Raw genomic sequence first — 14,817 nt, forward strand, 5'->3', positions numbered from 1 at the left:
AGGGAAAATTCTCCGTTCCGACGGCGCAAGGTACTCGCAGCCTGAAAACAGCGCTGCTTCTGGAGCCGGCGCAAGTCGCGCAGCCCTCTTCCCGGACGGCATTCCCCTGAAAGGCAGGTGCCCATGAAGCGCGAAGTCAGGCAGACAACCCTGAAGGTGATGGACAACCGGTACTCGCCCGGTATGCGCAAATGGAACCTCCGGTTCGGCATTACGTCCCGCTGCAATATCCGCTGCCAGTACTGCCTGCCGGAGGGGAAGCAGGGAGTCATCGTTCAGCCTTCGCTGGAGGAGGCGATCGAGGTCCTGCAGGCCGGCTACGACATCGGGTTCCGGCGGGTCCACTACACCGGTGGAGAGCCGACCGTGAGGCGCGACTTCGTGGATCTGCTGCGCGCCGGCAAGGAGATCGGCTATGACCAGCAGATCGTCACGACCAACGGCTACCGCCTGCACCACTTCATCGAGGAGGCGGTCGACGCCGGCCTGACCCGGGCGATCGTCAGCATCGACACCCTGGACGAGCAGCGCAATCTGCTGATCACCCGCCGGGGCTTTCACGATGACACCCTGCGCAGCATCGAGCGTTCGGTCGAGCTGCTGCCGACCCTGACGAAGATCTCGTGCGTGACGATGCGCGACACCCTTCACGAGCTGCCCGCCTTCATCGACTACGCCCGTCAGCTGAACAACAATGGAGGGGCGGGCCAGCTGGCGATCAAGCTGAACCAGTTCTTCCCCTCGAACCCCGCCCAACTCGGGGCCGAGGGCGAGGCATTCTGGAAGCACCAATTTGTGGAGGAGCAGGCAATCCTCGAAGCACTCGCAAAAGCGGGTGAGCTGCGGCCGGTGCGGCGGGAGTCGATCGAGGGCGACAACCCGAGCTACAACTACTACGAGATCGGCGACACCGGGGTGAAGGTCGCGGTGCTCGCGATGTTCTCCTGGGACTACCCGTGCGGCGGCTGCTGGAAGCTACGGATCAGCCCGAACGGGATGACGACGGTCTGCATCAGCCAGAAGAACCCCCCGGTCCTGTGGGGGATGTCCCTGGACGAGAAGCGCGAGACGTTCAAGCGGCTGACCGGCTACCGCGACAGCGAGCAGTTCGACATCGACAATCCGAACCGAAAGCACTACCGCGACCAGCTCGGCGAGCTGCGGTTCGACAAGGTCGTCGGCGAGAAGAAGACGATCGCGCACTTCCGCACCATCCTGACCCGCGAGGCGCTGGAAGCACGGGGAGAGATGTGACGGGTCTGGAACGCCTGTGCTTCGGCACCTCGACGTTCGTCGCCGGCCGTCTGCTGCCCGGCAAGGACTCCCGGCCCGGACTGGAAGCGCTGCGTACCGCGCTGAAGGTCGGGGTCCGCACGATTCACTCCAACCCACACCTCGGCACGCAGTGGGCGGTGCGGGAGGTGCTGGACGAGGTCGGCCCGGTCGCCGGGCTCCGCCACCTGGTCAAGGCGGAGTGCCCGCTGCGGGGGGATCTCGAAGCGCGCATCAACACGGCCATCGAGATGTCCACTGGCCAGCTGGGAATCGGCCGGATCGACGCCGTGGTGCTGCAAGTTGATCTCAAACGCACAGAGCGGACCGGACTGCTCAATGATCAGGCGGCGTTGAGGGAGTTCTACCGGTATGGCGCCCAGGTGGCGTTCGCCTCCGGCCGGATCGATGCGGTCTACGCCTACTGCCATGGCCCCGCGGCCGTCCGTGCCGCTCTGCGGGAGGAGTCGATCACGGCCGTCGCCGCCCAGTACCACCTCGCCTCACCCTGGCCGATCTCCCATCTGGCCCAGATCTCGCAGGCCGGCCGCGGCTTCGTCGGGATGTCGCCGCTCAACCGCGGCGCCCTGATCGATCCGCTCGCCCACACCGTCAGCAGCAGACTCCGTCCTCTCGCCTGGGCGCTACGTGACCCGCGTGTGGAGACCATCGCCATCACGATGTCCTCACCGGAGCACGTCAACGAAGTGCTCGAAACCGTCCGGAACTCGCAACGCTCAAGGCCCTCCGGTCCTCGCACCGGCAGCGCAGAGCGGATCGGCAGGCGCTGTTGACTCTGACCCTGGGGCTGAACTTCGGTAGCCACGACGCGGCGGCGGCCATCGTTCACAACGGGACGGTGGTCGCCGCCGTCGAAGAGGAGCGCCTGAATCGGATCAAGAACACGAAGGTGTTCCCCGAGCAGGCGATCTGGGCCTGCCTGGACCTGGCCGGCGCCCACCCGCAGGACCTCGACCAGGCCGCGCTGTTCGTCGATCCGAAGCTCCACCTTCTCCTGGCGCCGTCGAACCTGCGCTACGGCACGCCGGCGTCGATCGGCTCGCTGCTGTCTGACCTGGACAAGTACCGCACGCGGCGCAGGCTGCCCAAAGTGGTTCGCCGCAGCGGTCTCTTACCGGGCGACCTGCCGCTCATGCCCGTGCCGCACCACCGAGCGCACGCCGCCAGCGCCTACCTGACCTCCCCCTTCGATGACGCTCTGGTGGTCACCCTCGACGGCCGCGGCGAGTACGAGACCGCCGCGATCTACGACGGCACCGACGGCCGGATGACGAGGCGCCATCACATCGTCTATCCCCACTCGTTCGGATACCTGTACAGCGCCCTGACCCGTTACCTCGGCTTCCGGCCGCAGAGCGACGAGTACAAGGTGATGGGCCTGGCAGCCTATGGAGGCCCCCGGTACTTCGACCGGATCAGGCGCCTCGCCTGGTTCGCCCAGCGCACCGGCCGACTACACCTGAACCTGCGCTACTTCGACCACCACCGCCGGCCCAGCACCCAGCGCAACCTGTACAGCCCCGCTCTGGTCGAACTCCTCGGGCCGCCCCGTAGCCCCGAGGACGCGATCACCGATCGGCACCGCGACATCGCCCGCGCCCTCCAGCACCTCCTGGAGCAGTTGGTCGGCTCCTACCTCGTCTTCGCCCAGCGCCTCGTACCGCGACGATCCCTCTGCCTGGCCGGCGGCGTCGCACTCAACTGCGTCGCCAACGCCACGGTGATCGCCTCGGGCCGGTTCGACCGGATCTTCATCCAGCCGGCAGCAGGCGACGCCGGCACCTCCATCGGCGCGGCGCTGGCCGCCTCGGCCGGCCCGGTCCGGCGCCCGCTTCGACACGCCTTCCTCGGCCCCTCCTACGACGAGGAGACCATCCGCTCGGCCCTGAGCGGCATCCCTGCCGACCGCTACCGGGTGCGGCGCACGGCCGAGCCGCACCGAGAAGCCGCCCGGCTGCTGAGGGAGGAGAAGGTGATCGGCTGGTTCCAGGGCCGCATGGAGTTCGGACCGCGGGCGCTGGGAGCCCGCAGCATCCTGGCCTCTCCCCAACACGCCACGACCGCTTCCCGGATCAACGCCATGATCAAACAGCGGGAGGCGTTCCGCCCGTTCGCGCCGGCTGTACTGGCTGAGCACGCCGACGGCTTCTTCGCCCTGCAGTCGGCCGGCGCACTCGTCTACCCGTACATGCTGGCGACCAGCACGGTGCGCCAGCACCAGCGGGATCGCCTTCCAGCCGTGGTCCACGTGGACGGCTCCGCCCGCGTCCAGACAGTGCACCGGGACACAAACCCGCTGCTGTGGAACGTCATCGATGCCTATCACCAGCTTTCGGGTCTACCCGTCCTGCTGAACACCTCGTTCAACGGCGTGGACGAGCCGATCGTCTGCACCCCGAGTGATGCGGTCAGCACCTTCCTGCGCTGCGACCTGGACGCGCTCGTGGCCGGCCCGTACGTCATCGAGGAGACCGCCCGTTGACCACCTCGGCGGCATCCTCCCCGCCCCCTTGCGCGAGCTGGCAAGACGGCGATTCACACCACCACCGTGACGCCACTCAGGGTGATCGGCCGATTCTGGACGGCGATTCTGCGTTGCTCGCTCCGCCTGGGAGTTCTATCCTCTGGGCAACGCGCTGACGGAGACAAGTAGCCGCAGGGCACGCGAGCCGAGAGAGCTGCCGGCAGCTGTGAAGGCAGCCTCGCGTCCTGGGGTGAATCCCCTCCCGAGTGCGGGGAGGAACGGCCGGCCGCGGCCCAATGCCCCGCCGGTTCGCTCCCGTTATCGAGCTGTCGAGGCCGTCATCTTCGGGTGGCGGCGAAGGCGTGGTGGCACCGCGAGTTCCCTTCTCGCCCACGCCCCCAAGGGATCACGTCGCACTCCGACTGATCGATGGGACCCGAAATGCTGGACATCACCGTGATCCGCGAGCACCCGCAGCGCGTCGAGCGCGCGCTGGCGAAGCGAGCCGTTCACATCGACCTCACCGCCTTCCTCGCCCTGGACGAGAAGTACCGGCACGGCACGACCGAGGTCGAGACGCTACGCGCCGAGCGCAAGCAGATCTCTCGCGAGATCGCGCGGCTCGACTCGACGGACCCGAATGCCCTCGCCAAGCGCACCGAGGCAACCGAACTCGGTGCCCGCCTTGCCGCACTCGAAGAGCAGCTCACCGCTCTGGCCGGCGAGCGCCAGGCGTTCCTCGACCAACTGCCCAACCTGCCCGACGAGGACGTGCCGACCGGCGGCAAGGAACAGAACCAGGTCGTCCGCGAGCACGGCACCCGGCCGGACTTCGACTTCGATCCGCACAACCACGTCGATCTGGCCCGCCGGCTGGGGCTGATCGACTACGAGCGCGGCGTCAAGCTCGGCGGCACCGGCAACTGGGTCTACCGCGGCAACGGCGCTCTCCTCGAATGGGCACTGCTCAACTTCTTCATCGAGACCCACGTTCAGGACGGCTACGAGCTGGTCCTGCCGCCCCACCTGCTGACCTATCAGGCTGGCTACGCCGCAGGCCAGTTCCCCAAGTTCGCCGATGACGTCTTCGCCCTCGAACAGGGTCCGGCCGGGCCGCAGCGGTTCCTACTGCCGACCTCGGAGACCGCCCTGGTCAACCTCCACCGCGACGAGGTCCTGACGGAGGACGAACTTCCGCGCAAGTACGTCGCCTACTCGCCCTGCTACCGGCGCGAAGCCGGCAGCTACCGCGCCGCCGACCGTGGAACCCTTCGCGGCCACCAGTTCAACAAGGTCGAGATGTTCCAGTTCGCGCACCCCGACGCCTCCGACACCGCCCACGAGGAACTCCTCACCAAGGCAGCCAACTTGGTCGAGGCACTCGGCCTGCACCACCGAATCACCCGGCTGGCCGCCGAGGACACCAGCGCCTCGATGGCCAAGACCTTCGACGTCGAGGTCTGGCTGCCCAGCATCGACGGCTACGTCGAGGTGAGCTCGGTGTCGAACGCCCGGGACTACCAGGCGCGACGCGGCAACATTCGCTACCGCCCCGCAACGGGAAAGCCCGGCTACGTGCACACCCTCAACGGCTCCGGGCTGGCCACCAGCCGCCTGGTGCCGGCCCTACTGGAACAGCACCAGCAGTCGGACGGGACTGTCGCGGTGCCGCCGGTGCTGCAGCGCTGGCTCGGCTGCAAGTCCCTGACCCCGGCAGCACCCAGGTAGTCGTACCGCCGGTAGGCCCGGAACAGCACATCCGGGCCTACAGCGCAGGAGCGGCCACTGCCAGGGTCGCCGCCTCGGCGGCGACCCTGGCAGTGCGTGCCCTCCTGCAGCAACGCATGGACCAGGCACCAGGTGGGGAGGCCGACAGCGTGATGGAGACCTTGGCCCAGTGGGCATGGAGGATCGCCGAGCAGGAGCTGGCGGACACCCTGTCGAGGCGGTGGTCGCACTCCCAGGGAGTGGCACGCCGAGCGGCGCAACTGGCTGCGATCGCCGGGCCGGATGATGGCCTGCTGGTCGCCGCCGCGGTGCTCCACGATGTCGGCTACGCACCCCGCCTGGCCCTGACGGGCTTTCACCCTCTCGACGGTGCCAGGTTCCTGCGGGACGCGTACGGCGCGGACACGCGTCTCGTGCGACTGGTGGCCAATCACTCGCTCGCCCGGCTGGAAGCCGAGGAGCGCGGGCTGCGCGAGGTGCTGGAGGACGAGTTCCCGATGGTCGATGACCAGGTGCTGGTGGACGCTCTGATCTTCTGCGACATGACCACCGCCCCGGACGGGACACCGACCAGCGCCCGTGACCGGGTCACGGAGATCGTTACCCGGTACGGAGCCGGCACGCTGGTAGGACGGTTCATCCAGCGCGCGCAGCCGGAGCTAGAGGCGGCAGTGGCCCGCACCGAACACCGGCTCGCTCTTGCGAGTCAGCCGAGGTAGGGGTACCGGCCGCTGAGGTAGTGGCCGATCTGCTGGCGCATGCTCGGGTGGATGTCATAGTCGTCCAGGTCGCCCGGCCGCACCCAGCGCACATCGTCGGCCTCATCGTTGATCGTCGGGCTACCGCCGATCGGGCGGCCGATGTACGCCACCTCGAATTGTTGGCGGGCTTCGCCGTTGCTGCTGTAGACGACGATGTGCTCCGGATTGGAGTAGACCCCGAGGAGCCCGGTGATCTCCGCCTTGATCCCGGTTTCCTCCTCGCACTCGCGCACCGCGCAGTCGGCGGCGGACTCGCCGATGTCCTGCTTACCGCCGGGCAGCGCCCACTGCCCGGTGTCGCGCCGGCGCTGCAGCAGGATCTCGCCGGCCTCGTTCTGCACGAGCAGGTTGCTCGCAGGGACCAGCGAGTTCGCGGCCGGTGCGTCCGGATCGCCGTAGTACTCAGTCCTGCCGGCCATGAGACTGGGCCCCCTCCGTGTCGTCGGTCCACGGCCGGGCAGCGCCCCAGACCGCATCGAAGCTCTGAGCGTAGCCGTCGAACCAACCCAACTCGCCGCCCCTCTGAAGGTGCAGCAGCGGGTTGGCGGACGCCGGCCGGCCCCAGACGTGCGGGTTGACCAGTAGGTCGTCGTCGAAGCGGAACAGCGAGTTGTACAACGTGGTGTCATGCAGGCGGATCTCGCATCCGGGCGTGCCCAGCAGCGGCCGGTAGTAGGTCAGCGAGGCGCCGATCTTCGCTGCGAGGGCGTCGCCGATGCCCTCCTCCCGTCCGCGGATCGCCACCGCGCGGCCCTGCGGATCACCGAAGCACAGCCGGACGTTCACGCCGGCCGCCGCGCGCTGCGCCAGCATCGTGGCGATCCGCGGGTTCGACTGGGCGAAGAACGTCCCCGAGAACACCAGCACGTCGATGTGCTGCGCTGCCTCGAGGAGCAGGGACAGCCACATCTCCCGCGGGACGCTGGCACGGTCGGGGTAGGTCGCCACGAGGCCGGCACCGGGACCGGTGACCTGTGCGGCTCGGGGATGGGGCTCCGGCCAGAGGAAAGTCTCGTCTACCTGGAGGTGGTGTGCAACGGTCCACCGGTGACGGGCATGGGGTACGCGACCGCCTAACCAGCGGGTCACGGTCTTGGGGTCCACCTCGCAGACCGTCGCAAGTGTCGCAGGAGGCACACCGCGCTGGGCGAGTGCGGAGCGCAATCGCTCGTTCACAGTGGATATCCAATCGGACTCCGTCGGGACCTGCAAGGACGTCTTGGCCCGCGGCTCGGCCGATCTTGGCCGACCTGCCGCCTGCGTGACCCACTGGCGGGTGGCCCCGCGCGCTGCGCGGGGCCACCGGTGCGTCGTTCAAGGTGCGGTGGCGACGAGGCGGCGCAGGGCTGCGTGGGCGGGCGGGCCCCAAGTCGCCTTGCCACCGGGGCGGTTGTGGCGGCCCGCCTCGCCGATGAGGATGCCGCCGAGGGCGCGGATGAGGGCCCAGCCGCGGGCGCGGCGCAGGGTGGCGGGGTCGGCGGCGGGTTCGTAGGCCTGGTGGAAGAGGTCGGCGGCGCCGTCCGGGAGGAGGTTCCAGGGGGCGGCGAGGTCACAGGCCGGGTCACCCGCGCAGAGTTCGCCGAAGTCGATCACGCCGCAGAGGGTGCCGTCGGCGGTGAGGACGTTGGCGGGGTGGAGGTCGCCGTGGATCCAGAGGGCCGGGCCGCTCCAGGGCGGGGCGGTGACGGCGTCGTCCCAGACGGCGCGGACGGCGCCGGGGTTGGGGATCAGCCCCATGTCGGTGGCCGCGGCGAGGCCCTTGGTGAACTGGTCGGCGTGGTGGGCCAGCGGCCCTCCGCGTGCGTCGCGCCCGGTGGGGGCGTCGGCGGGGGCGGGCTGGTGGAGGGTGGTGAGGAAGGCGGCCAGGCTGCGGGCTGCAGTCGCGGCGCGGGTGACCGGGGCGCGGTCGGCGGGGGCGCCCGGGACCCAGGTGGTGATCAGCCAGGGGTGGGGGAAGCGCTCGGAGGGCTCGCCGAGGCGCTGCGGGACGGGGATCCGGAGGGGGAGCGGCTGCGGGAGGGCGGGCAGCCAGGCGTGTTCCTTGCGTAACAGGGCGCTCGCCGAGTCCGTCGCCCAGGGCAGCCGGACGGCGAGGTCGTCCCCGAGCCGCCACATCTGGTTGTCCCAGCCGCGCGCCCCGAGGTGGAGGGGGAGGTCGGCGAGGTCGGGATGCTGGTCGAGGAGGAGGTCGCGGATGAGGTCGGCGGTGATCTCGGTCGGGGTGTGGGGCATAGGGGAAGGGTAGTTGGACGTACGGGAAACGGGCGGCCCCGCGTGGTGCGCGGGGCCGCCCGTTGGGGAGTGCGTCAGCGGTTGGTGGGGAAGTCGTCGGAGCGGATGCCGTCGATGAAGGACTGCCAGGCCTCCGGGGTGAAGCCGAGGGCCGGGCCGTGGGGGTCCTTGCTGTCCCTTACTGCGACAACACTCGGTATGAAGTCAGCCACTTCGATGCAATCGCCGCCCGATGGGTTGCTGTAGCTGCTCTTGCGCCAGTTCATACTCCGTACCCTTCTGTTGCCAACTTCTGCATCCAAGACGCGGAGTCCGTCGGAGTCATCGCCAACGAGGCTATGTGCTCGAAGACATGCTCGTGTCGAGCGACGTCAGACTTCTTCTCGATGTAGAGGCTGCTGGTGACTGACTCGCAGAAGACGATCTCGCCAGGAACCTCGGAGAACGACAGGATGCGGAAGTTCGTGCCCATCGCCGGGTGTGCGCCAGCACTGAACGGGAGCACCTGGACAGTGATGTTCGGCTGCTGAGCGGCCTTGATCAAGTGGTTGACCTGCTCCGTCATCACATCGGCGCCACCAACGGCGCGACGGAGAACCGCCTCGGACAGTACGGCATGCACGGTGAGGGGCTCTGGGCCTCGAATGATTTCCTGGCGCTGCATTCTGAGCTTCACGCGGCGCTCGATGATGTGGTCGCTGTCCTGCTCCGGCCAGAAGGACCGGAATACCTCACGTGCGTAGTCGGCGGTTTGAAACAGGCCGGGCACCAACTCGGACTCGTATGACCGAATCCGCGAGGCGTCGGCCTCCAGGCCGACGTAGGTCTGGAACCACTCCGGCAGGGTGTCCCCGTAGTCGTGCCACCAACCGCGTTGCGTGCTGCGGCGGGTCAGGGAGATGAACTGGTGCAGTTCGACCTCGTCGCTGACACCGTACAGTTCGAGCATCGCGCGGATGTCGGATTCCTTCAGGGTTGTCTGGCCTGACTCGATCCGCGACACCTTGGACGCGCTGAAGCCGAGTTCGTCTGCAACGAACTTGGCTTGAAGATCGGCCCGTTCGCGCAATCGTCGCAGCTCGGAGCCGAGCCTACGGCGCAGCACGGTTGGACTGTCCACGCTCGTCGCTCCCTCTTGGTTGACATCGAGTCACAGTCTGCCACCTCCTTCGGTAAGCACAGGGGTCTTGCGATGTCATGCAATTGCATGGAGGCGGGCTTGCATGAGCCCCCGAGTGCGTCGCATGCTACAGGGAGTAGCTCATTGGGTCGCATGAGTGACCGTGATGGATCTGCTGCCGGGCATTCCTTTGCCTCCGCCCGGCCGTCGCATGGCTTCAACCCCTCTCCCTGGAAGGTGACTTCGCCATGTCTCGAACCTCCTCCTCCACTATCTGGCTCCCGCGCAGCCGCCGCTCGCCCGCGATCGCCCGCCAGCGGCTCGCCGCCCTGCTCTCCTCCACCCCGCACGGGGACCGCTTCCTCGACTCCGGGCTCGTGGTCACCACCGAGTTCGTCACCAACGCCGTCCTGCACGGCACCCCGATCGGGCACCTCATCTACTTCGCCCTCGATGTCGACCCCACCCGCCTCCGCATCGAGGTCCACGACGCCCGGGGCGACCGCCTCCCTGCCCTCTCGGCGCCCGGTCTCGACGGCGAGACCGGGCGCGGCCTTCACCTCGTTGACTCCCTCACCAAGCACTGGGGCTGCTGCCCGCGCCGGCCCGTGGGCAAGATCGTCTGGGGCGAGGTGGCCGCGTGAGGGCCGATCACGAAATCCGCGTCGAGATCCCCGGGTTGAGGCCCCCGTTGGTCCGCACCCTCATTCCCCACGCCCTCGAATCCATCTGGAACTCGATCTGCTTCCGCCCGATGCCCAGGTGGCAGCATCAGCTCCTGGAGCACGCCCTCACCGGCCCCTGCGCCGAGCGCGACGTCATCCGTCACCTCGCCGCGAACCCGTTCCTCGTTCTCCCCTTCGGGGACTGCGAGTTGCGCATCAGCTGGGCGAACACCGCTGAGGGGGACCCCGCGTGATCGACCACTTCCGGGACTGGTGGTTCCAGCACTGTTCCCGCGCGCCTGTGGCCCGTCTCCTCCGCGCCGAACGGCGCCGCCTCGAAGCCGAGTTGGCCTGCTGGCTGCCCGATGCCGCCGCTGCGGTCCGCCAGCGCGTGCTCGCTGCGATCCGCGACGAATCCACCTGATCGCGCCCGCCCCGCACGCTTGGTTTGAACGCGTTCAAAGTGCTGGTGGGGATGGCCGTGGTTCCCGCGAGTGCGCGGTGGTTGGCCGGGGTGGCGTGCGCGGTGTTCGTGGTGCCACTGGTGCTCATCATGGTGGCGTACGGAGTCAGTGCGCGGCTGTTCCTGCTGTTCCTGTCTATGGTCGGGCTGCTGACCGCCGCCGTCTGCACGGTGCCGGTCTTCTATCGTCGCCAGGACCGATTCCGGGTTGCCTGTGCGGCGGCCGGGTTCACGGTTGCCGGGGTTTGGGTGCCGCTACTGATCCTCGGCGTCCTGGCGGCCCTGGACCAGGGCAGCTGGGCCTGGTGCCTCGCCTATCTCTTCATGTCGGTCGCGGCGATCGCCGCGCTGATCGCCGCCTTCCAGCGTGCCTGCGGGCCTGACTGCGGCCGGGTGGCGGTCGCCCTCGGGTGGTCGGCCGCAGTGGTCTCCATGGCCTGCTGGTTCCCGCTGGCCGCGTGAGGCAGGTCGACCCGGCGCGGCGCCGGGTCGATCTGCCTCGCCGCTCCGCGGGTCAGCCGGCGACGACGATGGCCGTGGTCCTGGCGCGGGTGAGCTCGGCCACGGGCTGTCGGGCGAGGCGGCGCTGACCGGAACGGTCGCGGTCGCCAGCGCGCCGGTGCAGGGGACGTGGACTCGGCCACGGCCCGACACGGCGACGTTCACCGGTAGCGAGTGATCCGGACCGAAATCACGCCCTCATGCTCCATATCGGCTCCCTCGCCGGTAGCAACGTCAAGAAGCACCGGCCCCCTGGATGTATGCGCCACAGCGATCAGCCTGCCGACGCTCTCCCGCCCTCGGCGGTCACGCCGGCGGACCCAGGCCAACATGCGAGCGCCCTCCGGGGTGCGGACCACCCCGGCCATTGCGGTCAGCCAGTCGGCGAACTCGGCCGTTTCCAGGACCGGTCCCAGCCGCGCCAGGGTAGGTGCGAACCAGGCCGCTTGGCCGGGAGCGGGCGGCAAGGCCATCTCATCCAGCCCGGCACGCCGTCGGCGAGCCACCGGTCCAGCCAGCCCCATGGGTCGGTGTTGGGTAGTCCGAAGGGTGAAGTGTCATCCTTCGGCACTACAACGGCAGCATCCAACATTCCCTGGGACCAATCCCCGGTCGCGAGAAAGGCGCGGTTGTTGCACGCGAAAAGCCAACCCCGGCCGAGATCGTCCTGTTCGCCGTGATCGACTAGAACGACCTCGCCGCGGTAGTGCTCAGCCAGCCAGGCCTCAGCCTTGGCCACTGCTGAGGCGAGGTCGGTGGCGGCGCGCCGCCACGGTGGAGAGGCGGAGGATGCGCCACCACGCGGTCGGTGGAAACGGGCCAGGGCGAGCTGGCGCACCCCGGTCGTTTCGAGACGGGCGAGTCCGCCGCTCTGTCCGTCCAGCACGGTGACGCGGGTTCCGTCGTTGTAGACGTACAGCAGATGCCCGGTTGCCTCGAAACCACCCAGCTCACGACGGATCCGCACGACACCGCGCGTGTCCTGGCCTCCCTGGCCGACAGCCGTGAGTACCTCGTCCCAGTCCGCGCAGGTGCCGACTTCGGCGCCAGTGAAGTATCGGCGGATCAACCGCGGCCACCAGCCCGGCGCTTCATGGTATGGCTTCCACGGCAACATACTGATCGCCGCCTGGTCGATGGCTGCGTCCACTGCTACCACACAGCTCCGGGCATTGACTCGGTTCTCCCAGTCCTGCCGAGTGCGCGGACTGGGGTCCTGAGCGAGCGCCGTCGCATCTCCCCAAGGGTCACTGTTGCCCGGGTGGAAAGGAGCCGAGCCATCCTTCGGCACGACGATGGAGGCGTTGAGCATCGGCGTGGTCTTGTAACCGGGTTCGGACAACGCGCGCAGGGCATACCACCACGCCTGCTCGGTTTCGGCGACCGGCTGGTCAGTTGCGAGGTCGACCACCGGCCCGTAGAGCTGTCGCAGCCAGGCCCGCGTACGGGCAGTGGTGTCGTTCACAGCTCAGAGTCCGGGGGCGGGGGGAAGATGCCGGTTTCCAGGAAGTAATTGCTCTGCTTGACGGACAATGCGGACGAGATAAACTCGACTGCCCCGTTGTCCTTGCGAACGTACAGGTGTCGGCTCATCGGTCGTGTGCTGGTGTCGCCGGTGTCCAGGTACTCCTGGGTGTCGAATGCCACCTTCCAAGCCCACCTGTACTCCTTGATCCATTCGTCCCGAAGCACAATAGTCGGCGGCGCCATGGGGTAGAGAACGGAAAGACGGGCTCGCGCCGCCTCGATTACTTCCTGTCGCGTCATCGACGCCAAACTCCTAACGCAATAATTCAAGGCGATTTCGACATTGGCTATCGATAAGGCATATATTTTATACTGACAATATCGTCTTTCTCCAGCGTTGCCAGTCTGCCGGTTTGACCGTCTATATAGATCACGCGACCATCAATATTGACTACGTTGAACACGTGGCCGCTTCCCCCTTCCCGGCCAATCTGCACGACTCCACGAGAGCCGGGCCCTCTTGCCGACATGTCCTCGCTGATCACATCGTATCCGCGAACCTCTTGGAACGATGCTGTCGGATTTCCGAGCTCTTTTTTGAACAGCTCTTCGGTCTCCAGTTCAGTACGCCCAATCGGATGTGGCGCAGTGTACAGGTCCAGGCCATCAAGTCTTTTGTCGACCGTGACAACATTGTTGGTGCAGTTCACCCCGTATCCAGGCTGTTCGGAATCCCAGCGCGGCTTGTTCATGTCCTTCAGCCAGGGGAATTCGCTGTCGATCAGGGCCTGGGCCTGCTCCGGTGACAGTGAGCCCGCATGGTAGGCCGGGTATGTGGCTTGGGTGTCCGGCCGCCAGGGACCTTGCGGCTTGAAGATGTCCTTGTACCAGTCGGCCGTGCCACCCTGCCCAGCGGCGTCCTTGGCGACCTGTTCGGCGGTGTTCTTGGCTGCGTCTTCGGCTACCGCGGTGGCTCCGCGTTCGGCGGCGGTGGCGGCGACGCCGCTGCCTCCGGTTTCGGGGGCGAGTAGCAGGTTGCCGAAGAGTTTGCCGCCGGCTTCGGCGGGGTCGGAGCCCCAGCCGCTGCCGACGAGACCCTTGACTGCCTCGGTCGGGTTGTTGGCGGTGCTGGACAGACCGGACAGGAGGCCGGAGAGGCCGGTTGCGTACTCGGCGGGGTGGGTGGCGTTGTAGGGGTCGATCGGGTTCACGCTGCGCAGGAGCTTGTTCAGGTCGACGGCGCTTTTGATGACGCCGCCGCCGAAGTGGACGGCGAGCTGCGGGACGGACGTGGCGGTGTCCATCAGGTCGGCTTTGAGGATCTCGGTCTGGCTCGGCATCGCCGGGGCGGACTCCACGAGCGCCTTGACCGTCGCGAGTGCCGTTCGGGCGGCCGAGTCCCGCTGGGTGCGGGCGGCGTTCAGCTTGTCCTCGGCCTCTTTGAACTGGGCGACCGCGTCCGCAGGGGCCGTGAATTCGCCGGGCTTGGCCGGCGGGTCACCCTGGCGCTGGTCGGCCGGCGTCGCGTTGTACGCCTTGAGCCGCAGGTCGTAGGTCATCGCGTCGTTCATGTAGGTCTTGGCGGCGGCGTCCGTCTTCTTCTGCGCCTCCTTCCAGATCCTGACGGCCTCCTTCGCCTGGTCCTGCGCCCAGCTGACGGTGTGGGCATAGGCGGTCAGAGCGGTTCCGGCCTTCGCGAAGGCGTCCGCCGCCGCCAGCCACTGCTTGGGCTGGGGGTCGAACTCCCCGCGGAACTTCTCGGCGGCCTCTCCGGTCCAGTGGTCGGTGTCCAGGCGGGTCAGGCCCTGGCCGGCCTTGTCGAACGCGTCGTGGAACTTCTGCAGGTGGCCGGCGACCTCGTTCAGCTTCTTGGCGTCGCCGTGCAGCAGTTCCTTCGGGTCGTCGCTCTGGTCGAGGTTGCGTTCCTTGACCTTGAGGCCGGCGTCGTCGGCGATGTCGTCGCCCCAGCCGCTGACGGTCTGTCCGGCGCCGTGCAGACCGGCCGCGTCGAGTGCCTCCCCGGCCAGGTGCCCGCCCTTGCGCAGGCCCTTGGCGACGAACTTCGTCCCGCTGTCGACGGCATCGTCGACGAAGTCCAGGGCGTCTCCGAGAAATCCCATGCC

17 protein-coding genes are annotated in these 14,817 nt (G+C 68.0%); 9 read left to right on the top strand and 8 right to left on the bottom strand.

The window, feature by feature from the left end:
- Nucleotides 1–123: 123 nt before the first annotated feature.
- The 5 genes from ACIG5E_RS06610 to ACIG5E_RS06630 all read left to right on the top strand — a co-directional run bounded on the left by ACIG5E_RS06610 (nt 124) and on the right by ACIG5E_RS06630 (nt 6,204).
- Complete coding sequence (locus tag ACIG5E_RS06610; protein ID WP_396531973.1) at nt 124–1,254, top strand: radical SAM protein; 1,131 nt, start codon at nt 124–126, stop codon at nt 1,252–1,254.
- Nucleotides 1,251–2,066, top strand: coding sequence for a hypothetical protein (locus tag ACIG5E_RS06615; RefSeq protein WP_396531974.1), 816 nt, complete (start codon nt 1,251–1,253; stop codon nt 2,064–2,066). The genes ACIG5E_RS06610 and ACIG5E_RS06615 overlap by 4 nt, the downstream gene beginning before the upstream one ends.
- Nucleotides 2,063–3,775 (top strand): carbamoyltransferase, encoded by a 1,713-nt coding sequence (locus tag ACIG5E_RS06620; protein ID WP_396531975.1) that lies wholly within the window; start codon nt 2,063–2,065, stop codon nt 3,773–3,775. The genes ACIG5E_RS06615 and ACIG5E_RS06620 overlap by 4 nt, the downstream gene beginning before the upstream one ends.
- Nucleotides 3,776–4,186: 411 nt before the next feature.
- Complete coding sequence (gene serS / locus ACIG5E_RS06625; protein WP_396531976.1) at nt 4,187–5,485, top strand: serine--tRNA ligase; 1,299 nt, start codon at nt 4,187–4,189, stop codon at nt 5,483–5,485.
- A gap of 152 nt (nt 5,486–5,637) precedes the next feature.
- Complete coding sequence (locus tag ACIG5E_RS06630; protein WP_396532273.1) at nt 5,638–6,204, top strand: HD domain-containing protein; 567 nt, start codon at nt 5,638–5,640, stop codon at nt 6,202–6,204.
- Here the strand turns inward: ACIG5E_RS06630 and ACIG5E_RS06635 are convergent.
- The 5 genes from ACIG5E_RS06635 to ACIG5E_RS06655 all read right to left on the bottom strand — a co-directional run bounded on the left by ACIG5E_RS06635 (nt 6,192) and on the right by ACIG5E_RS06655 (nt 9,598).
- Nucleotides 6,192–6,665 carry an NUDIX hydrolase gene (locus tag ACIG5E_RS06635; protein WP_396531977.1) on the bottom strand — a complete coding sequence of 158 codons (474 nt, stop codon included), beginning with the start codon at nt 6,663–6,665 and terminating at the stop codon, nt 6,192–6,194. The genes ACIG5E_RS06630 and ACIG5E_RS06635 overlap by 13 nt on opposite strands.
- On the bottom strand, nt 6,649–7,422 hold the full coding sequence (locus tag ACIG5E_RS06640; RefSeq protein ID WP_396531979.1) for an XRE family transcriptional regulator: 774 nt from the start codon (nt 7,420–7,422) through the stop codon (nt 6,649–6,651). Before ACIG5E_RS06640 ends, ACIG5E_RS06635 begins: the two co-directional genes overlap by 17 nt.
- Before the next feature lie 138 nt (nt 7,423–7,560).
- Nucleotides 7,561–8,478, bottom strand: coding sequence for an aminoglycoside phosphotransferase family protein (locus tag ACIG5E_RS06645; protein WP_396531980.1), 918 nt, complete (start codon nt 8,476–8,478; stop codon nt 7,561–7,563).
- Between the two features lie 74 nt (nt 8,479–8,552).
- On the bottom strand, nt 8,553–8,744 hold the full coding sequence (locus tag ACIG5E_RS06650) for a DUF397 domain-containing protein (RefSeq protein ID WP_396531982.1): 192 nt from the start codon (nt 8,742–8,744) through the stop codon (nt 8,553–8,555).
- Nucleotides 8,741–9,598 carry a helix-turn-helix domain-containing protein gene (locus ACIG5E_RS06655; RefSeq protein WP_396531983.1) on the bottom strand — a complete coding sequence of 286 codons (858 nt, stop codon included), beginning with the start codon at nt 9,596–9,598 and terminating at the stop codon, nt 8,741–8,743. The genes ACIG5E_RS06650 and ACIG5E_RS06655 overlap by 4 nt, the downstream gene beginning before the upstream one ends.
- Before the next feature lie 248 nt (nt 9,599–9,846).
- Here ACIG5E_RS06655 and ACIG5E_RS06660 point away from each other — a divergent pair, with 248 nt between their 5' ends.
- Genes ACIG5E_RS06660 through ACIG5E_RS06675 form a run of 4 tightly spaced genes read left to right on the top strand, consistent with a single transcriptional unit; the run spans nt 9,847 to nt 11,188 of the window.
- Nucleotides 9,847–10,242, top strand: coding sequence for an ATP-binding protein (locus ACIG5E_RS06660; protein ID WP_396531984.1), 396 nt, complete (start codon nt 9,847–9,849; stop codon nt 10,240–10,242).
- Nucleotides 10,239–10,517, top strand: a complete 279-nt coding sequence (locus ACIG5E_RS06665; RefSeq protein WP_396531985.1) for a hypothetical protein — start codon at nt 10,239–10,241, stop codon at nt 10,515–10,517. The genes ACIG5E_RS06660 and ACIG5E_RS06665 overlap by 4 nt, the downstream gene beginning before the upstream one ends.
- Nucleotides 10,514–10,687, top strand: a complete 174-nt coding sequence (locus ACIG5E_RS06670; protein ID WP_396531986.1) for a hypothetical protein — start codon at nt 10,514–10,516, stop codon at nt 10,685–10,687. Before ACIG5E_RS06665 ends, ACIG5E_RS06670 begins: the two co-directional genes overlap by 4 nt.
- 51 nt (nt 10,688–10,738) lie before the next feature.
- A complete protein-coding gene (locus ACIG5E_RS06675) occupies nt 10,739–11,188 on the top strand; it encodes a hypothetical protein (protein ID WP_396531988.1) in 450 nt (149 codons plus the stop codon).
- 412 nt (nt 11,189–11,600) lie between these two features.
- Here ACIG5E_RS06675 and ACIG5E_RS06680 read toward each other — a convergent pair whose 3' ends face one another.
- Genes ACIG5E_RS06680 through ACIG5E_RS06690 form a run of 3 tightly spaced genes read right to left on the bottom strand, consistent with a single transcriptional unit; the run spans nt 11,601 to nt 14,814 of the window.
- Complete coding sequence (locus tag ACIG5E_RS06680; protein WP_396531989.1) at nt 11,601–12,692, bottom strand: YrhB domain-containing protein; 1,092 nt, start codon at nt 12,690–12,692, stop codon at nt 11,601–11,603.
- On the bottom strand, nt 12,689–12,994 hold the full coding sequence (locus ACIG5E_RS06685) for a YrhB domain-containing protein (RefSeq protein ID WP_396531990.1): 306 nt from the start codon (nt 12,992–12,994) through the stop codon (nt 12,689–12,691). Before ACIG5E_RS06685 ends, ACIG5E_RS06680 begins: the two co-directional genes overlap by 4 nt.
- A gap of 47 nt (nt 12,995–13,041) precedes the next feature.
- On the bottom strand, nt 13,042–14,814 hold the full coding sequence (locus tag ACIG5E_RS06690; RefSeq protein ID WP_396531992.1) for a putative T7SS-secreted protein: 1,773 nt from the start codon (nt 14,812–14,814) through the stop codon (nt 13,042–13,044).
- Between the last annotated feature and the right edge of the window lie 3 nt (nt 14,815–14,817).

This window comes from Kitasatospora sp. NPDC053057 (genome assembly GCF_044546945.1).
GTDB lineage: Bacteria > Actinomycetota > Actinomycetes > Streptomycetales > Streptomycetaceae > Kitasatospora.